Consider the following 19338-nt stretch of genomic DNA (forward strand, 5'->3'; position numbering starts at 1 on the left):
GGTTCTCATTTTTATATGAGAGAGAGGATCAAGAGAAAACAGGCACTTACTGTAGAGAGTTGATTTGAGAGAAAAATATAAATTTTTTTTGGGAACTTTTTTGATGTTGCCTTTGAGACTTTTTCGAATCTCAAAGGCAGATTCTAACGTATGCGCTCAATTACAAAGCGTTGAGTACATCCGCAAGTCGAGTGACAGCAGTCGTCAGCTCTTCTGGTGTGGCATTGGTAAAGTTAAGACGCAGAGCGGCTTTTACCTTTGAACCTTCCGGATAAAATACCGGGCTCGGCACTACGGCAACCCAGTTTGCGAGAAGGGTCTTCGCCAGTTCGAAGGTGTCGCATTCTGGAATCTCGACCCAAACGAACATGCCACCATCGACGGGTTTGAGTACGCAACTTTCTGGCAGCTGTTTTTGCAGCTCAGCAAACATGACATCGTAACGTGATTTGTAAAGCGCACAGATGGTTGAAATGTGCGTTTCGAAGTTGTCATGTTGCAGCAGACCATGCAGCAAAGCTTGCATAGGAATACTAGAGTGCAGATCGGCACCTTGTTTAATTTTGATGAGTGGCTCAAGGTAGCTGCTTTTGCCCGTAACTACACCAATACGCAAGCCTGGTGAAGCTATTTTGGAGAAAGAGCGCAATACGATGGAGTGCTGTGGGCAGAAGTCCGAAACCAGTGGAAGCGCTTCACCAGAAAAACGCAGCTCGCGGTATGGTGCGTCTTCAATGAATGCCACGTCGTATTGGATACAAAGCTCGGCAACTTTTTGGCGAGTCTCTAGCGCCCAGCATACGCCCGTTGGGTTGTGAAAATCGGGCACGGCGTAGAACATTTTCGGTTGCTGCGTAGCAAAGCATTGCTCAAGTTCTTCAAGGTTTGGGCCACACTCGGTTTGTGAAACGGTCACGATGTTGGCTTGCACTAAACCGAATACTTGCATAGCACCAAGGTAGCTTGGTGCTTCCATCACCACTTTATCGCCCGGATTCACGTACGCACGCGCAATCAAATCTAGCCCTTGCTGAGAACCCGTTGTGATCATCGCCAAATGAGATTCTGGTAGCTGGTAATAATCGGTCAAAAAGTTAAGTAGCGGTGCGTAGCCTGCTGTTGCGCCGTATTGAAATACCTCTGGCATGTTCGCGAGGTTTTCGAGCGTCGGTTTCATTAAGTCGATCGGGAAGGTTTTTTCGTCCGGTAAGCCACCCGCAAGAGAAATGACGTTCTTATCGCTCGCTGCTGCGAGGATCTCTCGAATGTAGGATGACTTAGTTTGTTGTAATGACTGTGCGATTTCCATGTGCTGTGCTTCTCGTAATTGTCTTTTTTTATGTCAGAAATAGTATAGGTAAATTGCCAAGCTTAGTGTGTCCATTTATGCTGTTAAATATGTCCATTTATGCTATTTGAGCGAAAGTTTACTCCGTGAGCCATCAACAAGTTTCCAGAATCAATGACGTGTTGTTTTACATTCATCAGGACATTAGCAGAGAGTTATCGGCTAAAGAGCTAGCAGATGTAGCAGCCTATTCTGAACAACACTTCCATCGTATTTTTAAAGATGTAGTGGGGGAGTCCATCCATCAATATATCCGCCGTACAAGAATGGAATACGCCGCCAACCAACTGATGTTTGATACCAGCTCATCGGTGTTAGACATTGCTAACAAGTGCGGCTTTAGCTCGGTATCTTCTTTTAGCCGAGCGTTTAAAGCGACGTTCGCTATGTCACCTGGTGCGTGGAGAAAGCATGATTTACAAGTCGCAGAAAAACCGTATTTGAAGGATCCGGAAGTAGCAGCGGGTTATCATCGTGTTGCTAAACGCGAGTTGCCAGAACCTAAAATTATGGAGGTTCCACAACGCTTTGCGGCGTATGTACGGCATGAGGGTTATAGCCGTTCCATTCGCAACGCGTGGCTGATTTTGAAAGCGTGGGCAAGTTCTGAGAATCGGGACTTTTCGGTTCAATACGGCTTGCATCACTCCAATCCTGCTTGGGTCGAACTCGACAAGTGTCGTTATGTGGCTTGTATGGCGATTGATACGCCGCTCAAAGTGCGCGGCGTCGTGAATCAAATGACCATCCCAGGCGGTTTACATGCCGTCTTTCGCTTAACGGGCGTATATGGTGAGCTTCTTCCTCAACTGAGTATGGTACTAGAGAAGTGGTTGCCTAACTCTGGCTTTAAACAGCGTTCTACACCCGCTTATGTCCATTATCATAAAAATCACTTTCTCAGCCATGATGAGGCGTTTGAGCTGGATTTCTATCTGCCCATTAGCTTCTTCTAAGGATGAAAATGAACGTATTATCGTGTGAGTCGGTTTATGGTGAGCAAAGAACTGACCAAGAGCGCCATGAAGAAAAGGCAGAGCTTGTGCTGACTCTGCCATTTCTAGGGGATCTTAAAAGTTTGCGTCTGTATCAGTACCAACGGATACGTTAAGTCCGCTAGTTGATTGATAAATGCTGAAAGTTTCGCCAGCGACAATACCTTCTTCAGAATCGTCATTTGCCGTACAGGTATAACCGACCGAGTAAGTACCAGGTTCTACAAAACCGAATTCGTACTCGTAATTTGCATCATCAACGTCTTGAACCACGTTCGCTGCTGCGATTGGCATTGCTTGGCCTTCTGCGCCGGCAAATGGCCCCATGTTTTCTTCGGCGATATTTCCTTGATATAAGTAGACCGCGTGCGAATATCCATTTGCACTTGGGGTATCCGTTTCGCAGCTTTGATAGGTCAATGTTGCGACATCACCCAGAATCTCCCCCGTTGTAACCGTGTTAATTAAAGTGACGGAGGTGCGTTGAATGCTGTAGCCTTCGTTTTGGCCTGTTCCGTCTTTTAAGCCACGGCGCAGATCAAATTCAACTACGAACTCATTATTGTCAGGGTTGACTACAAAGGTGTTGTTAAAGAACAGTACTCCAGAGTCAGGATCCTTTCCGACACCTTGTGGGCAAGCACCATCACCTTTGACGGTCAGTGGGATTTGATTTCCTGTCGCTTCGTCAATCACATACGATGGGTAGTTTGGATGATCGCCATCATTAGCAAACACGCAGAGTTTATAATTACCAGTTGGTATCGGTTCATCATCTACCAATTCCTGCGCGTCACTGCCTTGGAAGTTGAGTAAGTTAACACTTAGTGGGAGTGGATCTTCACCATCGGGAAGGGGGTTACCATCTTCGTCGACCAAATTGCCTTCTTCGTTTGTTTTATACACATCGAATACTTGTGGTGTGCCACCATCAAGAGGAAGAAATGCAACTTTGTTATATGTGATCACCACTTCTGATACGTCATCAATAGGGGCATCTGATACAGACAAAGTAACAGGAGTCATTGTACTGACAGAGTCACTGTCTGAATTACAGCCAATAAGTGCAACGGCTATTGATGCACTGATTAGGCCAATTTTCATGCTGTTCATTAGATGTACCTTTTTATGAGAAGTGTATTAAATGTAGCTGATTATTGACAAAATACAGAATAACAATGAGCGGAGTTACCGGGTCGAAAACAGTGACGAACCATCATTAAGACGTTCAGTAAAAGTGTGCTCAAATCGACGATATTGTGCTCAATGAAGTGCTATGGTTAAGAATGTGTCGCTCAAAAAATGAGCGGAGATATACATCAATAACTCTAGCCAAGAGGTCTCTATGTTAGGTGAAAATCACTCATTAACTCATGAATTCCCAGAACATTTGGATACCATTACTCAGCTTGCCGAAAACGATGCATCATTTGCTGAAACCGTTAAAAACTACAATGCTTTAGATAAGGAAATCCGCGTACTAGAACTGCAAGGAAGCCCGATTGATGATCACGAAATGAACGTGTTAAAACATAATCGAGCTGAGCTCAAGGATTGGCTCCACTCGAGAATTATGGGCTCTTAGCGACGCAATGATCATCGGCTCGTAATCTACGAGCCGATTTTAGTTTCAAGGGATGATGCCAAGTATTCCAACATTAGGATTGCTGAGCAGGAGCTTGGAGTGGCAGGTGGCCTGTCTTTACCCAAATGATCGTTTCTTGCTCTACAAAAGGAAAGTGCTCACTCATATGCGGACTGCGTATCCAAGAGTAGGGAGGATAGGTTCCTAGCTCGTCCTTAAATTCCCCCGATAACACAAAAATTTCTTCACCACCAAAGTGACGGTGTGGTTGAAACTTCTCGTCTTTCGGCCATTTAACCAATGCGACATGTTCATGCTCAAAATCATGCAATGGCATGACTTTCAGCCCACCAATGCCAGGTAACCAATTCGCTTCGTTCGTGTTGATGCGAACTGTTTCAAGATCATCAGAATTGAATTGATTTAGTTTAACTAAAATCACACAGCCTTCTTTGCTATAGGGCGCATGTTGACTTCCAGGAGGGTTACGCAAGTAGGTTCCAGCAGGGTAGTTACCATGTTCGTCAGAGAACACTCCTTCGAGCACTAATATTTCTTCTCCGTGAGGATGAGGATGAGTCGAAAAGTGCGAGTTTGGCTCATACTTCACTACGCTGGTGGTGTGTCCTGATTCTTTGGCTTCTCTTTCCAAAGGTTTACGCCACACGCCTTTGGAAGGGCTGGCGATCCACTTCTGTCCACCCGTTTCTATCACGATTCTTTTCGAGAAATCCATATTCAACATACTGAAATTCCGTTACTTATCTAATGATTGACTCTCAATAGTATACGTATAAAAAACATCAATTGATTCACTTGTGGATAGTCAAAATCAGGGATTGAATACGAGCTAGCAGTCGGAACCGAGTTAAATTTCTGCTTGTGTAATGATAATTGTTATATTATAACATCTCAAAATTAAATGTTATAACATAACAAAAGGAAAGAAGTAGTGAATAAGAAATTGGTTTCTCTCGCGATCGGTAGCATTTTGGCGTCCCCTGTTTTTGCCGATACATTATCGAACCCACAGATTGGTGTTGTTGTTGATGGCTACTACCAAGATGGTCAACGTCATAATTCTGAGCGCGAAGAAGGCTTTGGTCTAGGCCATACGGAATTGAACTTATCATCAAATATTGACGACAAGTTTCACGGTGCGTTGACCGCTGTTCTTGAAAGTCATGGCGAAGAGACAGAATTAGAGCTTGAAGAAGCATTCATCGAAACTTTGGCATTGCCATACGGTGTAAACGTGCGCGCGGGCCGATTCCTATCTGACTTCGGTTACCTCAACAATCAACACATGCACACTGACAGTTTCGTTGAACGCCCAATTGCTTATCGTACTTTCCTTGGTTCGCATTACTATGATGACGGTGTACGCGCAAACATCGTTCTGCCAACCGATCTTTACGTGAAGTTTGGTGTAGAAGCATTAAGCGGCAACAAGATGTCTTCTGTTGAAGATGGCTCTAAAGTTGGTGTTTACACGACAACGATGAAGCTTGGTAATGATTTCTCTGAATCTTCAAGTTGGCAGTTTGGTTTAAGCTACCTGCGTAACGAAAATGGCAAAATTAAAGAATTCGAAGATCACGACCATGGTCATGGTCACGAAGAAGAACATGACCACAGCCACGCTGCGGCTGTAACGGGTGCGAACCTATACGGCGCAGATTTTGTGTGGAAGTGGGCACCAGATGGTAACTACAAGTACAGCAACTTCACGCTATCTGCGGAATACATGTTGTTAGACGGTGTAGTAGACAGCAAATACAAGAACGATGCAGAGTCACCAGACAACCTAAGCGCATACTATGTTTCGGGCGTTTACCGCTTCAACCCAAGTTGGTCTGCAGGCCTACGCTACGGCGAAGCAGAAAGCTATGATGGCCACGCACACGGCGATCATATGCATTTCACAGCACTGAATGATAAAGAGATGGATGCGATGATCGCATGGGATTCTTCTCATTTCGGTACGATCCGTGCGCAATACACTCGCATTGATAACCAAGACAGCGAAACAGACAATGTGTTTACTCTGCAATACGTGATGACATTTGGAGCGCACGGTGCACATGCGTTCTAAACTTGCGATAAGTAAATGCAGTTTAGTGATGATGGCGGCGGGATCTGCCATCATCTCTTCGCCTGCTTTGGCTCTCAACATTTTCGTTTGTGAGCCTGAATGGAAAGCTTTTCTTGAAAGTCATGCCCCAAACGCCACCATTTACTCAGCAACCACGGCTAAGCAAGATCCGCATTATGTTCAAGCTCGTCCGTCTTTAATTGCCAAGATGCGCCAAGCTGACATGGCGATGTGCTCTGGCGCTGAGTTGGAGGTAGGTTGGTTGCCGATGCTTCAAAATAGAAGTGGCAATAGTGCTGTTCAAAATGGTGCTCAAAGCATGATTTATGCGACCGATTTCGTGCGTATGTTGGACCCTCATGAGCATGTTGACCGCAGCATGGGGGATATCCATGCGCACGGAAACCCACATGTTCAATTTGCGGCAAATGACATGATTCCATTATCTCGCAAAGTAACGGAGCGCTTAAAAGCGATTGATCCCGACAACGCGCAAAGTTACCAAGTTAATGGTATGAAGTTTCGCGCGCAGTGGCAAAAAAAGCTCAATGAATGGAATGAGAAAGGTGCGGCTTTAAAGGGTAAGCAAGTTGTCGGTTATCACGCGATGTATCGTTATTTGTACGATTGGCTCGGAATGAAGCAGATTGCCGATCTCGAACCTAAACCGGGCATTTCACCGACCACATCTCACCTGCAATCACTTACCAAGTTAGATGCCGACAGTTTTGATGCGATTGTTTACTCCTCTCATCAGGATCAGCGTCCAGCGAACTGGTTGCAGGAGCATACTGACAAACCTGTGATTCAACTGCCATTGACCGTTTCTGAGGGTGAAAGCTTGGATGAGATGTACGATCAGGTCATTGATGATTTACTGGATGTGTTAGTGCCACCCGTTCCAGTGAAGATCTAAGTCATGGCAGATTATGCATGGCTTTTACCTGCGGTTTTGTGTGGCTTAATTGCGTTAGTTGGCAACATCGTTCTGGGGCAACAAGTTCTTAATCGTCAGATCATCTTTATAGATTTGGCGGTGGCGCAAGTTGCGGCATTGGGGGCAGCACTAAGCCACTACTGGTTGAGCCAATACGCGCTGTTCTCAGGCTCATTCTTTGGTGAAATGATTGGCCCTTGGGTTATGTCTTTGATGCTTTGCGGTTTGATTGCCTTAATGGAGAAACGATACCAGCAACATTTAGAGCCCATGATTGGCAGCTTGTTTGTGGTGTCTGCATCGCTGGCGATCCTGCTGGTGAGCAAAGACCCACACGGCGGAGACTTTATTCAAGGCATTCTTAATGGGCAACTGTTATGGGCGACTTGGGCAGACGTTTGGCCTTTGGCACTCATTACCGCTGCGATGTTGCTATTGGTTTGGTTAAAACCTGCGTTTATGTGTGGTAGTGGTTTTTATCTGATCTTTGCTATCCTGATGCCCATTACGGTCAAGTTAACCGGCATTTATTTAGAATTTGCTTTGTTGGTTATTCCAGCTTTATGTGCGGCAGCATTGAAGGGAACTCGATTCTTTGTCGCCAGTATCAGCATCGGTATTGTTGGGATTTTATCGGGTATTGCCGCATCGGCTCGCTACGACTTACCAAGTGGTGCGAGTATTGTGATCACCCTGTTTATTACTGGAATGTTGTTTAATCTTTTGCTTCAACCTTTTCTGGTGAAAATAACAAAACCAGCTTTTGTAAGAGATTAAGAGACAAGTAATATTGGTCTGATGAAGTAGTATTTGAGTCATCAGATCAATACTTTTCTATCCAAGTCCTCCAATCGTGTAACTTTGCTCCTTCCAACACACTTTCTTAAGTTGAGCTTGCCATAGTCATCAAGTTGCCTTGATTAGTTCACATCCGACTCCCAGACTGTTTCTATAGTTTTTATAAGATATAAAAGACCCTGCGTATGAGAAGCGCAGCTGTAGCGCGACTAGGCATAAAAACAAAAAACGCTAGGGATACAAGCGAATTTGTACTCTCAACATTTAAGGAAGACCAAGATGAAAGACGAAAAAGTCGCCGTCGTTACAGGAGCTGCTCGCGGTATAGGGCAGGCCATTTGCGATCAATTACTCGAAGATGGATTCCACGTCGTGGGACTAGATATCTCGCCTGTGGAGTGGAGTCAGTCGCCAAACCTTTCAAGTTATCAAGTGAATCTCTGTGAGGCCGCAGCGGTAAGTGAAGTGGTCGACCGCATCGTCGCGAAACATCAACGCATTGATGTTCTGGTCAACAACGCCGGGATAACGAGAGATGCACTGCTGCCAGACATGTTAGAGCAAGACTGGGACAGCGTTATCGACGTGAACCTAAAAGCGGTGTTTTTACTCACCCAGCGCGTTGCACCTGTCATGCTAGAGCAAGGCGCAGGCAGTATTGTCAGTATTTCGTCTATCGTGGGAACGGATGGCAATATTGGTCAAAGTAATTATGGCGCGAGTAAAGGTGGCGTGATAGCGATGAGCAAAGGCTGGGCGAAAGAGTTAGCAAGAAAAGGCGCTCAAATCCGAGTCAACTGTGTTGCTCCAGGTTTTATCGCTACCGACATGACAAAGAGCTTGCCTGAAAAAGTCATTCAAATGATGGAAAGTAAAACGCCTCTGGGACGCATGGGCTCGGCGCAAGACATTGCGAATGGCGTTGCGTTTCTAGCGTCTGATAAAAGTGCGTTTATAACCGGACAAGTGCTCAAGATTGATGGTGGGTTGGTGTTATAACTCGCTAATCAAAACATCAAATAACAAACGCCCTTTACTTATGTGAAGGGCGTTTTGTTGGGTAACGTTAATTGCGCTGCTGGCGCGTTTTTGCCCCATTCCAATTTAGCTCGTTTTATCGCAACTTTCTTTATAAAATTACTGTATATGCAGACAGTGCTTGTTACAAGTCTCGACGTAATTGGTTTTAACTTTCTAGAACAACTTAACCCACAAAAATAAGGAATAAAAATGCTCGAAGAAGTTTTTAAAACCGTTAAAAATGACCTATCTGAAATACGATGATGTGATTGGTATTAGTATTAGCTTTGCTGAAAAGTAGAGATGGTGAAAGCTAAGAGCTCAGTTTCAGGTGAAGAGGCAGATGCAGAGTTTTTGCGCCTTATGGAGCTATTCCGTAAGATCGGGAATCGTAATATTTATGGCAACAACTGTACTATATTTAGACCGCCTTCAGGCTTTAGATTTACCGATGAAGTAGCTTATACTTACTATCACATGTATGAGGGTGCTCTTAAGGTATTCGAAGCTTTGAGCCTTCTAGAAGCGTTTTTTAACGCTAGTCTAGAGTACGCAGTTGGCGGTGGTCCAACGAGCATGATTCGATGGATTCTCGAAGTTGGCCGCGCTATTGCCATGCAAGAAATTGAGAACCAAATGATGTTCTGAATCCTACGCTAACTTACCTAGCAAATCAGTCATATCAAAGCCCTCTGACAACAGCATATATCTTTGGTTAACAAACTAGGAAAAAGTGGGTGTGTTAACACTAACTTTTTTAACAGGTTTCATTCAAAAGTACCTTGTAGTATTTCGGTAAGAACAACTCACCTTTTTGCCATTCTAATTGAACGTGTTGGCATCGGCCTTGGTAAAGATAGTTACCGTCGGCGTAGATTGACTTGCCTTTATCTATCACCTGATTAAGGAGCACTGCTTCTTCTATTTTATCGTCCACTCTGATTTTTGTTTGCAAGTCTCTATCATCATCTATTGCTATCGTCAGAATCCTATTTTTGGCGCTGAACTCTACAGATCTAAGATTATTAATTTTGTCTTCATCGCCACTGGTGTAAAAGTAGAACGCTACTGCAATTAAACCCAGAATAACAAATATTTTCATTTCATCCCCATAATTAATGCGTTGTATAATCAGCTATTTTAACACGTTGTTTTAGAGAGAAAAATTGATTGAAACGGCAGTCTTGTTGGAGTATTCAATAAAGAAAGATGTTTCAAAGGCCTTAGTAGAGTAAGAGAAGTTTCTTCACGTTAGGGCGTTTGACTCTAACGATCGTAAAGAGGTTGAAGACGGGGCTGCTGAAGATTACATGAAGGCAAACCAAATGGAGCCAGTAGAAGTTGCGGTATACGATGTGATTTTTCCTGTACCTACAGACAGCACAATGCCACCAACAATGCTACTAATTAGTTCAAGTTATAAGGTACTAAATAACAAGTGGCTGCATTAAATTAGCACATAACAAAGCATTTAGAGTGATTTGCAACGCGTGGCATTTTCACTATACATTGGTTTTAGTGGTTGAGGTGTTATGCGGCAGCATCAGTATTGCGTTGATCACCTCAACAGGGCGTTAAAAGCCTTTTATGTCGTTTGAACCAAGGTATCGAGATCCGCTTCGCTCTTAGTCACTTTCAAGCTTAGCCGCTGATCTTCTAGAGGTGCGTCGTCACCAAGTAGATTGGGGAAGTGAGTGATTATCATTCCCTCACGCGAACATCAAATTCCCATTCACAACCTGATATCTTCAAACTAATTCCGCTAGAACGAATAATTTAACTGTGCGCTGGTTAATGATTTTTATGTAAGTAACACAATTGAACGTGATAGAAGTAACAAATTCGCTTCCTTGCGGTAACGTTCCCGAAAATTTTATATATTATCGCCCCATTGACAAAAGTGGTAGAGACGCTCTGTATCTGAGCGCTCTGAAATTCAGGCTTTAGATGGACATTTAAAGTCACCATAAGTTTGCAATTTTTATTGGGAACGTTTGCAAATAACCTAAGTATAAATTTACGTGAGACTATGGAAATGAAACTACACACTTTGACGATGGCAGTAGCGCTTGGGCTGGTTACTGCACCTGCATTCGCAACAACAGATGTTGACGCTCTTGAAAAGCGAATTAATGAATTAGAACAGAGACTTGAACAGACAGAAAAAGTATCCACAGAAGCAAATGAGAAAGCCTCAAGCTTTGAGTTTCATGGCTACGCTCGTTCCGGGCTGCTCATTAATGATGATCTGAATGGTGCAGTGGGTACTGGTCCTTACATGACGGCAGCTGGTGCTATTGGCGCTCCAATTGGACGATTAGGGGTTGAGGATGATCATTATGTGGAAGCAAACCTTATTCACAAACGCTTTGCAGATGATGGCTCCAGCGCTTTGTTCCGAATCATGTTGGCAGATAGTACGGAAACCAATAACGAATGGACGGCGAGCGAGAGTCAATTAAACGTTCGTCAGGTATATGCTGAGCTAAACAAGTTGAGCATGTTCTCTGAATCAAGTGCGTTTGCTGACGCAACTTTTTGGGCAGGTAAACGATTTGACCGTGATAACTTTGACATTCACTTCTTTGACTCGGATATCGTTTTCTTATCTGGTACTGGTGCTGGCGTGTATGACGTCCAAATGAGCGATTCGTGGAAAGCAAACTTCTCGATCTATGGTCGTGATTTTGGTGAGATTGATAGCTCGTCAACGGATGTTGAAAACTATATCGCGACAATGAACAACCGCTTTGGTAATTGGCAATTGATGCTGAGCGGCATGACGTCTGCTGATAACAATGATCGCGTAGAAGGTGCAGCGGACAAAGGTTTACATGCGATGTTTGCCTACCATGGCGATACCTTCTTTGGCATGAGTGAAGGCTTCTCTAAAACTGGTATTTTGATGGGTGATGGACTGGGTGCGGAACTTAAAGGCATTGGTTCAAACGGTGATTTGCTAGAAGACGCAAAAGCCGTACGTTTGTTCAGTTATGGTGTAACACGCATCGGCGACAACTGGCGTGTAGCACCTGCGTTGCTAGCAGAACACAGCCAAGATCGCTTTGCTAAAAATGATGAATTCACGTGGGCATCGTTCAACATCCGCTTAGCGCAAGAGTTTACGCAAAACTTTGAGATGGTTTATGAAGGCTCATACCAATACATGGACCTAGACAATGCGATTGATAAAGCAAGTGGCAGTTTTTACAAAGCGACAATTGCACCAACGCTTAAGATGTCTACCGCAGCAGGTTTCTTTGACCGTCCGGAGCTACGTTTTGCTGTTAGCTACGTTGATTGGAGCGAAGACTTGAATGGCTACTCGATTAGCCAGGATGCGGGCGTTGCAACGATGGGTGATGGTGGTGAAGTTCTGTTTGCACTGCAAATGGAAACTTGGTTCTAAAGGGCTCTAACCGACAAAGAGTAATAAGAAAAGCGCTAACTGATTTCAGTTGGCGCTTTTTCATTAACAGGACTGACGCTCAATTGTTTTGAAGGTTAGCACCATCTTACTCATTTCAAAACTTCTGTTGGCAATTCTATCTAGCAACAGTTTCGCACCATTTTCACCTGCTTTATCAAATGCATAGTTAAATGTTGATAAGGTTGGGGTGCACACTGATGCGAGCTCATCATCACCAACTCCTAGCACTAAAACGTCTTTACCCGGTGTTAACCCGAGCTCTTGAATCGCTCTCATCGCACCGATAGCAATACGGTCTGTCGCACAGAACAAGCCATCTAGATTACGGTTCTCTGTTAAGTGTTGTTTTGCCAATGAATAGCCAGAGTCGATGGTAAAGTCACCACGAGCATGGAAGGCGAGCTCAAAACCATGGTGTTGCAGCGCTTGAACAAATCCTTCAGAGCGTTGCTTATCTACCGCGATATCGTCACCTTGTACGCCAATAAAGCCCATGGTTTGGCAACCTTTTGCAACCAGTCTATTTCCCGCTTCAAACCCTACTCGTGCGTCATCATGAATGATGCTTGGAATATTAAACATGGAACCATCTTGACCGACGAGCACAACTGGGACCGCTGAGTTTTGAATTGCTTTGACCAGCTTGGAATCGAGGTGGGTGGCGTAAAGAATGATCCCTTCAACCCGTTTTTGGTTAAAGATCTGAATATATTCTAGTTCTTTTTCGTGGGCTTGGTGAGTGCTAGCAAGTAAGACATGTTTCCCAGCTTTTTCAAGGACATCGGTTAATCCATCGACACCTTGGGATGTGGCATGAGAGGAAACCCGAGGAACGATGACACCAACCAGATTGGTCTTTTGAGATTTTAGATCTTTAGCGACTTGGTTCGGCACATAGCCACACTCCGCTACTGCTTGGCGGACCTTCTGTTTTGTCGCTTCTTTTACGCCATACTCATCGTTTATAACCCGTGACACTGTTGATTTTGATACGCCAGCCAGACGGGCGACATCATGCAGACTCGCCATTATTCCTATCCATTCTGTTTTTCGTTTTTGGGATTGTTTGCAAAGAGAAGATGAAAAGCTCTTTGATAAGTAGCGATTCTAACCTCCTATACTGCTCTTAGGGAGAGAATTTGACGATCATTCTCACATTCTTTCTGCTTTATCTTTGATCATTTGGTTTTATTGAGCAAAAATCTGTTTTGCAAACGTTCCCGAAAATTTCGCAAGCTCAGATAATAATCCAATGGGGTATGAAATGAATTATCCGGCAGTAGCAAAAGAGTTGTTAACTCTATTAGGTGGTAAAAGCAACATCACCGCACTTGCGCATTGTGCGACACGCTTACGCCTTGCCGTTGCAGATGAGCAAAAAATAGATGAACAAGCGATTGATAGCCTTGAAGGGGTAAAAGGGCAGTTCAAAGTTGCGGGTCAGTACCAAATCATTTTTGGATCAGGCATCGTAAACCAAGTTTATGCAGAAATGGCGAAGTTGACGGGGATGAGTGAAATGTCCACCAACGACGTTGCGTCTGCTGGCGCAGAGAAACAAAACATCGTTCAGCGCGCGGTGAAAGGGCTGTCTGATATTTTCGTCCCAATCATTCCAGCAATCGTCGCTGGCGGTTTGTTGATGGGTATCTATAACCTATTGACTGCTCAAGGCTTGTTTATTGATGGCAAATCTTTGATTGATGCCAACCCAGGACTGACAGACTTGGCGAACATGATCAACACGTTTGCGAACGCTCCGTTTGTTTACCTGCCTATTCTGCTGGCATTTTCAGCCAGTAAGAAGTTTGGCGGTAACCCATATTTAGGGGCGGCGTTAGGTATGTTGATGGTCCACCCAGAATTACTTAACGGGTGGGGCTTCGGGGGGGCTGCGGTATCTGGCAACATTCCGGTTTGGAATATTCTTGGCTTTGAAATTCAAAAAGTGGGCTACCAAGGTTCAGTGTTACCGGTTTTGGTATCGGCATTCATTCTTGCGAAGGTTGAGTTGGGTCTGCGCAAGGTTATTCCTTCTGTTTTAGATAACCTTTTAACGCCGCTACTTGCGATTTTCATCACGGGTTTATTGACGTTTACTGTCGTCGGTCCATTCACGCGTGATATCGGTTTCCTATTGGGTGATGGTCTGAACTGGCTATACAACACAGCTGGCTTTGTTGGTGGTGCGGTATTTGGTCTTATCTATGCTCCGTTTGTTATTACCGGTATGCATCACAGTTTCATTGCGATTGAAACGCAACTTCTTGCGGATATTGCGACAACAGGCGGCACCTTTATCTTTCCTATTGCGGCGATGTCTAACGTTTCTCAAGGTGCTGCAGCGTTGGCGGTGGGCGTGATGAGTAAAGATAAGAAGATGAAAGGTATTGCGATTCCATCGGGTGTCACGGGTTTGCTGGGTATTACAGAACCAGCCATGTTTGGTGTTAACTTAAAACTACGTTACCCATTTATTGCGGCAGTTTGCGCTGCGGCGTTATCAAGTGCGTTCATCACAATGTTTAATGTGAAAGCTCAGGCATTAGGGGCAGCTGGTCTTCCAGGCATCATTTCCATCACGCCGGATAAGATTGGTTACTACATCGCGGGTATGGTGATCGCGTTCTTGACCGCATTTGTTCTCACCATTGTTCTTGGTATGCGTGACCGCGCTAAAGTCGGTAAAAAAGCAACGGCTTAATCTGAACTCCTTAAGGGTGGAGTCCCCCAAAATCCACTTCTTTTCCTAAATGTTTGGGGTGCTAGCCAAGCACTAATGGCTTGGCTAGCCTTTTTCAATTTTTACTTGGTAGTGAAGGTGTTCAACACGTTGGACTATCAGGGCTTTAATTTTAAGGTAAGCAAGATGAATCAAGTGTGGGTAACTGGTGATGCTGTTGTCGATCTAATACCGGAATCTGAGACTTCTTTACTCAAATGTCCCGGTGGTGCACCAGCGAATGTCGCCGTAGCAATTGCTCGTCTATCTGGTAAGAGTGCGTTTTTTGGACGTGTGGGGGATGACTCATTTGGTCGCTTCATGCAATCGACGCTGGATCAAGAGGGCGTGTGCACGGAGTTTCTCGTTAAAGATCCTGAGCAAAGAACATCAACAGTGGTGGTGGATTTAGACGATCAAGGTGAGCGCAGCTTTACGTTTATGGTAAAACCGAGCGCTGATCAGTTTATGTCTGTTGAAGACATCCCAAACTTTAAGCAAGGTGACTGGCTACATGTTTGCTCGATTTCACTGGCAAATGAGCCAAGTCGAAGCAGCACATTTGAGGCGATCAAAAGAGCAAAAGCCGCTGGTGGTTTCATTAGCTTTGACCCTAACTTGCGTGATGAAGTGTGGCAAGATCAATCAGAAATCCAAGCTGTCGTGATGAAGGCTGTAGCGATGGCTGACGTGGTTAAGTTCTCTGAAGAAGAGCTTTTGTTCTTAACTGACTCAACTTCGATAGCACAGGGTTTACAACAAATAGCCGCTTTGAATATTGCTTTGGTCTTGGTGACACAAGGTGCGAAAGGCGTTTGGCGCGTCTTTGAAAGCCAGAGTGAGCTGATCACTGGTCAAGTCGTTAGTCCGATTGATACCACAGGTGCGGGTGATGCTTTTGTCGGAGGGCTACTTGCATGTCTGTCTCGGCATGCCGATTGGAAAAATCATCCTGTTGTTAGCTCTGCGATTCAATGGGCAAATGGCTGTGGTGCATTAGCGACGACGCAAAAAGGCGCAATGACCGCGCTTCCGACCCAGACAGAATTGCTGCGATTTATTGGGCAATGATCTTCAGATCCAATTTCAGTTGAGAAAAATTATGAGCTTAAACAACCGTTGGACTGTAGAGCAAAGATATCGCCGACTTGAGCAAATCCCTCAGTGTGATATCGAAGAAATGACACTTTCACGTCAGCAAGATAAAGGCTTTCCTAGTTTTCATATCGCCCCTAAATTTGGGCTGTTAAATGACCCAAATGGGCTGTGCTATTTCAATGGTGAGCACCACATCTTTTACCAGTGGACGCCTGTGGGACCAGTCCATGGAATGAAGTATTGGTATCACCTTTCTACTAAAGACTTCATCCATTTTACTGATCATGGCGTGGGTCTTCATCCTGACCAAGACTACGATTCACATGGTGTCTATTCGGGCGGCGCTTTGGTGGAAAACAACCAGGTTTTGCTATTTTTTACTGGCAACAAGCGTGACCAAAACTGGAATCGAATCCCAACACAGTGTTTTGCCACCATGGATTCAGACGGCAGCATTGAAAAGCACGGTGTAGTCATTGAGAACGAACATTACACGGAGCACTTTCGTGACCCAAAAGTTTGGAAGAAAGGCGACGACTATTTGATGGTGGTGGGTGCTCAAACCAAAACCGAGCATGGCTCAATGGCGCTCTATCAAAGCAAAGATTTGAAAACGTGGCAGCATAAAGGTCCTATCAAGACCAAGTTTTCTGACCTTGGGTACATGTGGGAGTGTCCTGATTTCTTTGAGATTAATGGTCAGTCGGTGATGTTGTTTTCGCCACAGGGCGTGAGCAGTAGTAATCCTTATGATTTCAAAAACATCTATTCTGTCGCGTATATCGTGGGTGATCAGTTGAACCTAGAGTCGATGACTTTAGAAAACCACCAAGATATTTTACAGCCAGATTATGGGTTTGATTTCTACGCCCCACAAACCTATTTAGATGAGAGTGGGCGTCGCATTCTTATTGCATGGATAGGGTTGCCAGAAATCGACACGCCATCGGTCACACACCAGTGGGCAGGAATGTTGTCTCTTCCTAGAGAACTAACGTTGAAAGATGGTTTTCTTGTTCAAACTCCACTCCCTGAGCTGAAGAGTTTGAGAAAAGAAGAGGTGGTCTTTGCACAATCCCATACACTGGAAAGCACCAGTTGTTTGATCCAATTAGACCTTGTGGGCGATGGCTTTGAACTTGAGCTGAGTAACCTCAAAGGTGACAACATCGTCTTTAGTGCGACAGAGCACGAGTTTATGCTGGACCGTCGTCACATGTCTCATTTGTACGCAGAAGAATTTGGTGGCATTCGAAAAGCACCAAGATTGGACGCTAAGCAGACGATTGATATATATATCGACAACTCTGTCATCGAGATTTTTATTAATGGTGGCAAACACACGATGACCAGTCGTTTCTTTATTGATGACCTCAATAAGGTAACGTTGAAAGGGTTGGAGCAAGCAAGGCTTTTCCCTTTGAAAGGCATCACTGGTTTGTTTGAATCAGCTAAGTAACGGTTTCGAATACATTAAAACGCCCTTCATTGATTTAGTGAAGGGCGTTTTTCTTTCTAACTATCTAACTTAACTGCCTATCACGCACGTAAGTTGTTTGAACTAAGGTGTCTAACACCACTTCGCTCTTGGTAATTCTAAAGTTTAGCGGTTGTTCTAAATCCCCAAATAGAGGTTCGCCGCCGAGTTGGGCTTACTCATTATTGTTAGCATCTCGAACCTAACTCACATTAACACAACGTTTTTCCTTATAGCGTGAAAGAAAATCCCATAACCAAAGGTTCTAATTAAGTGAAAGGTCAGGGCTTTTATTTGAAGATTCCGGCCTAATATCTTGGGTATGCCCATTTATCGAATGCGGTGGGTTACTTCATCATGCTTGCTGGCGCACTGAGTTTGCCAGTTTGATAATGCATTCAAACACAATAAGGGATAACAATGGCTAACGAATACATTCCACCAAAAGTTTGGACAAACGATAACGAAAACGGTGGCCAGTGGGCGAGCATTAACCGCCCGGACTCAGGCGCTCGTCATGAGCAAGAATTGCCTATTGGGGAACACCCATTCCAACTTTATTCCATGGGGACTCCAAACGGCCAGAAAGTAACGATCATGTTTGAAGAGCTTCTGGCGGCAGGCGTAAAAGAAGCAGAATATGATGCATACCTGATCAAGATTGGTGACGGCGACCAGTTTGGTTCTGGCTTTGTAGCTGTTAACCCAAACTCTAAAATTCCGGCATTGGTTGACCGTTCGGGTTCTGAGCCAGTGAACGTGTTTGAATCTGGCAACATCTTGTTTTATCTAGCAGAGAAGTTTGATCATTTCTTACCAAAAGAAGGCGCTAAGCGTGCTGAGGTAATGAACTGGTTATTCTGGCTGCAAGGTTCTGCGCCATACCTAGGCGGTGGTTTTGGTCACTTCTACGCGTACGCACCAGAGAAGTTCGAGTACCCAATCAACCGTTTTACAATGGAAGCAAAACGTCAGTTAGATGTATTAGACAAGCGCCTCGCAAACAATGAATTCCTAGGTGGCGATGAGTACAGTATCGCTGATATCGCAACATGGCCATGGTACGGCAACCTTGTACTGGGTCGTGCTTACGATGCGGCTGAATTCTTAGACGTAGAAAGCTATAAAAACGTTGTGCGTTGGGCGAAAGCGATTGATGAGCGAGAAGCTGTCCAGCGTGGTCGTATTGTGAATCGCTCATGGGGAGAAGAGTGGGAGCAGTTACCTGAACGTCACAGCGCAGAAGATATTGATAAGGTATTGAAGCTTAAACCATAAGCAAACTTGGCTCAGTCACTTCAAGTAAGTTTGTTTTCATCCGAACTCATACTCCAAAACTGATCAAATCCATAGCGCATCTTACTAGATGCGCTACTTTTATTTGAATTGTAACCCCGTTGAAGATTATTCAATCTATAGATGGTTCTTTGCTTCTATTTGTCGTTTTCATATTCAACAAGCCCTCTGTATTTCTATTAACTATTAGCTGATGACATTCTAAAAATTTATACTTTAGATAACCTTAAATTTATAACTTAATTTTATATCTAATATAAATAAACTTAATGATAATTAATCTTTGACATAACCTTTTATTTTGTGTGGAATGTGCGGGTTAATCTATTTAAATCAAAATTTATAGATAAATAAAATTTAAATAATTTACTGAATTCTACATCTAGCTTTGAGCAATGTTTAATTACAACTGCTTATACCATGAAAGAGGATATGTATAATGTCGTCGTTTGAGTCGTACTGGGTTGGGGTACGTGAAAGAATTGCTATACAAACTGAAGGTAACCGAAATTTAAAGTCTTTAGTGATAAAAAAGCA

General features: G+C 44.1%; 18 protein-coding genes and 1 pseudogene. 13 read left to right on the forward strand and 6 right to left on the reverse strand.

The features are described 5' to 3' along the window. Window positions 1–160: 160 nt before the first annotated feature. On the reverse strand, window positions 161–1309 hold the full coding sequence (locus NB463_RS04640; protein ID WP_258431925.1) for an aminotransferase-like domain-containing protein: 1149 nt from the start codon (window positions 1307–1309) through the stop codon (window positions 161–163). A 125-nt stretch (window positions 1310–1434) separates the two neighbouring features. On the opposite strand from NB463_RS04640, the gene NB463_RS04645 reads away from it, so the two are divergent. Then, on the forward strand, window positions 1435–2304 hold the full coding sequence (locus NB463_RS04645) for an AraC family transcriptional regulator (RefSeq protein WP_006741415.1): 870 nt from the start codon (window positions 1435–1437) through the stop codon (window positions 2302–2304). A gap of 114 nt (window positions 2305–2418) precedes the next feature. On the opposite strand, the gene NB463_RS04650 is transcribed toward NB463_RS04645, so the two are convergent. Next, complete coding sequence (locus NB463_RS04650; protein ID WP_258431926.1) at window positions 2419–3456, reverse strand: DUF4382 domain-containing protein; 1038 nt, start codon at window positions 3454–3456, stop codon at window positions 2419–2421. Between the two features lie 232 nt (window positions 3457–3688). Here NB463_RS04650 and NB463_RS04655 point away from each other — a divergent pair, with 232 nt between their 5' ends. Further along, complete coding sequence (locus tag NB463_RS04655; protein ID WP_005392770.1) at window positions 3689–3928, forward strand: YdcH family protein; 240 nt, start codon at window positions 3689–3691, stop codon at window positions 3926–3928. A 73-nt stretch (window positions 3929–4001) separates the two neighbouring features. On the opposite strand, the gene NB463_RS04660 is transcribed toward NB463_RS04655, so the two are convergent. Next, complete coding sequence (locus NB463_RS04660; protein ID WP_258431927.1) at window positions 4002–4673, reverse strand: cupin domain-containing protein; 672 nt, start codon at window positions 4671–4673, stop codon at window positions 4002–4004. A gap of 207 nt (window positions 4674–4880) precedes the next feature. Here NB463_RS04660 and NB463_RS04665 point away from each other — a divergent pair, with 207 nt between their 5' ends. From NB463_RS04665 to NB463_RS04685, 5 genes are all read left to right on the forward strand, one after another. After that, a complete protein-coding gene (locus tag NB463_RS04665; protein WP_258431928.1) occupies window positions 4881–6023 on the forward strand; it encodes a hypothetical protein in 1143 nt (380 codons plus the stop codon). Next, window positions 6013–6939, forward strand: a complete 927-nt coding sequence (locus NB463_RS04670) for a metal ABC transporter solute-binding protein, Zn/Mn family (RefSeq protein WP_258431929.1) — start codon at window positions 6013–6015, stop codon at window positions 6937–6939. Before NB463_RS04665 ends, NB463_RS04670 begins: the two co-directional genes overlap by 11 nt. 3 nt (window positions 6940–6942) lie before the next feature. Then, window positions 6943–7737: a metal ABC transporter permease gene (locus tag NB463_RS04675; protein ID WP_053809276.1), complete on the forward strand. Its 795-nt coding sequence runs from the start codon at window positions 6943–6945 to the stop codon at window positions 7735–7737. 300 nt (window positions 7738–8037) lie between these two features. Beyond that, a complete protein-coding gene (locus NB463_RS04680) occupies window positions 8038–8757 on the forward strand; it encodes a beta-ketoacyl-ACP reductase (protein ID WP_053809277.1) in 720 nt (239 codons plus the stop codon). 324 nt (window positions 8758–9081) lie between these two features. Next, window positions 9082–9426, forward strand: a complete 345-nt coding sequence (locus NB463_RS04685) for a hypothetical protein (protein WP_053809278.1) — start codon at window positions 9082–9084, stop codon at window positions 9424–9426. Window positions 9427–9535: 109 nt separating this feature from the next. Here the strand turns inward: NB463_RS04685 and NB463_RS04690 are convergent, their stop codons facing one another. Further along, the gene (locus NB463_RS04690) at window positions 9536–9880 is read right to left on the reverse strand and encodes a hypothetical protein (protein WP_053809279.1); all 345 of its coding nucleotides are present in this window, start codon (window positions 9878–9880) and stop codon (window positions 9536–9538) included. Window positions 9881–10088: 208 nt separating this feature from the next. On the opposite strand from NB463_RS04690, the gene NB463_RS04695 reads away from it, so the two are divergent. Together NB463_RS04695 and NB463_RS04705 are read left to right on the forward strand one after the other, a co-directional pair. Continuing rightward, the gene (locus NB463_RS04695) at window positions 10089–10229 is read left to right on the forward strand and encodes a hypothetical protein (RefSeq protein ID WP_181869518.1); all 141 of its coding nucleotides are present in this window, start codon (window positions 10089–10091) and stop codon (window positions 10227–10229) included. 584 nt (window positions 10230–10813) lie between these two features. Next, the gene (locus NB463_RS04705) at window positions 10814–12187 is read left to right on the forward strand and encodes a carbohydrate porin (RefSeq protein ID WP_257082178.1); all 1374 of its coding nucleotides are present in this window, start codon (window positions 10814–10816) and stop codon (window positions 12185–12187) included. A gap of 63 nt (window positions 12188–12250) precedes the next feature. On the opposite strand, the gene NB463_RS04710 is transcribed toward NB463_RS04705, so the two are convergent. Beyond that, the gene (locus tag NB463_RS04710; RefSeq protein WP_053809414.1) at window positions 12251–13237 is read right to left on the reverse strand and encodes a LacI family DNA-binding transcriptional regulator; all 987 of its coding nucleotides are present in this window, start codon (window positions 13235–13237) and stop codon (window positions 12251–12253) included. Window positions 13238–13472: 235 nt separating this feature from the next. On the opposite strand from NB463_RS04710, the gene NB463_RS04715 reads away from it, so the two are divergent. From NB463_RS04715 to NB463_RS04725, 3 genes are all read left to right on the forward strand, one after another. Further along, complete coding sequence (locus tag NB463_RS04715; protein WP_005450218.1) at window positions 13473–14912, forward strand: sucrose-specific PTS transporter subunit IIBC; 1440 nt, start codon at window positions 13473–13475, stop codon at window positions 14910–14912. 165 nt (window positions 14913–15077) lie between these two features. Then, entirely contained in the window at window positions 15078–16001 is a 924-nt protein-coding gene (locus tag NB463_RS04720) for an aminoimidazole riboside kinase (RefSeq protein WP_053807577.1), read from the forward strand. A gap of 31 nt (window positions 16002–16032) precedes the next feature. After that, on the forward strand, window positions 16033–17487 hold the full coding sequence (locus NB463_RS04725; protein ID WP_258431933.1) for a sucrose-6-phosphate hydrolase: 1455 nt from the start codon (window positions 16033–16035) through the stop codon (window positions 17485–17487). 64 nt (window positions 17488–17551) lie between these two features. On the opposite strand, the pseudogene NB463_RS23910 reads toward NB463_RS04725, so the two are convergent. Next, a pseudogene (locus tag NB463_RS23910) lies at window positions 17552–17671 on the reverse strand (dihydrofolate reductase family protein); the annotation flags it as partial. A gap of 254 nt (window positions 17672–17925) precedes the next feature. Between NB463_RS23910 and yghU the strand changes: the two are divergent. Then, on the forward strand, window positions 17926–18783 hold the full coding sequence (yghU, locus tag NB463_RS04730; RefSeq protein ID WP_258431934.1) for a glutathione-dependent disulfide-bond oxidoreductase: 858 nt from the start codon (window positions 17926–17928) through the stop codon (window positions 18781–18783). Window positions 18784–19338: the final 555 nt, after the last annotated feature.

It is taken from the genome of Vibrio sp. RM-41-2B, assembly GCF_024744415.1.
In the GTDB taxonomy this organism is placed as follows: Bacteria; Pseudomonadota; Gammaproteobacteria; order Enterobacterales; family Vibrionaceae; genus Vibrio; species Vibrio diabolicus.

What these genes read in the sequence shown, in the direction of transcription:
- NB463_RS04640 (WP_258431925.1), bottom strand. Translation starts at nt 1,309, where the DNA reads ATGGAAATCGCACAGTCATTACAACAAACTAAGTCATCCTACATTCGA.
- NB463_RS04650 (WP_258431926.1), bottom strand. Translation starts at nt 3,456, where the DNA reads ATGAACAGCATGAAAATTGGCCTAATCAGTGCATCAATAGCCGTTGCA.
- NB463_RS04655 (WP_005392770.1), top strand. Translation starts at nt 3,689, where the DNA reads ATGTTAGGTGAAAATCACTCATTAACTCATGAATTCCCAGAACATTTG.
- NB463_RS04660 (WP_258431927.1), bottom strand. Translation starts at nt 4,673, where the DNA reads ATGTTGAATATGGATTTCTCGAAAAGAATCGTGATAGAAACGGGTGGA.
- NB463_RS04670 (WP_258431929.1), top strand. Translation starts at nt 6,013, where the DNA reads ATGCGTTCTAAACTTGCGATAAGTAAATGCAGTTTAGTGATGATGGCG.
- NB463_RS04675 (WP_053809276.1), top strand. Translation starts at nt 6,943, where the DNA reads ATGGCAGATTATGCATGGCTTTTACCTGCGGTTTTGTGTGGCTTAATT.
- NB463_RS04680 (WP_053809277.1), top strand. Translation starts at nt 8,038, where the DNA reads ATGAAAGACGAAAAAGTCGCCGTCGTTACAGGAGCTGCTCGCGGTATA.
- NB463_RS04685 (WP_053809278.1), top strand. Translation starts at nt 9,082, where the DNA reads ATGGTGAAAGCTAAGAGCTCAGTTTCAGGTGAAGAGGCAGATGCAGAG.
- NB463_RS04690 (WP_053809279.1), bottom strand. Translation starts at nt 9,880, where the DNA reads ATGAAAATATTTGTTATTCTGGGTTTAATTGCAGTAGCGTTCTACTTT.
- NB463_RS04695 (WP_181869518.1), top strand. Translation starts at nt 10,089, where the DNA reads ATGAAGGCAAACCAAATGGAGCCAGTAGAAGTTGCGGTATACGATGTG.
- NB463_RS04705 (WP_257082178.1), top strand. Translation starts at nt 10,814, where the DNA reads ATGAAACTACACACTTTGACGATGGCAGTAGCGCTTGGGCTGGTTACT.
- NB463_RS04710 (WP_053809414.1), bottom strand. Translation starts at nt 13,237, where the DNA reads ATGGCGAGTCTGCATGATGTCGCCCGTCTGGCTGGCGTATCAAAATCA.
- NB463_RS04715 (WP_005450218.1), top strand. Translation starts at nt 13,473, where the DNA reads ATGAATTATCCGGCAGTAGCAAAAGAGTTGTTAACTCTATTAGGTGGT.
- NB463_RS04720 (WP_053807577.1), top strand. Translation starts at nt 15,078, where the DNA reads ATGAATCAAGTGTGGGTAACTGGTGATGCTGTTGTCGATCTAATACCG.
- NB463_RS04725 (WP_258431933.1), top strand. Translation starts at nt 16,033, where the DNA reads ATGAGCTTAAACAACCGTTGGACTGTAGAGCAAAGATATCGCCGACTT.
- yghU (WP_258431934.1), top strand. Translation starts at nt 17,926, where the DNA reads ATGGCTAACGAATACATTCCACCAAAAGTTTGGACAAACGATAACGAA.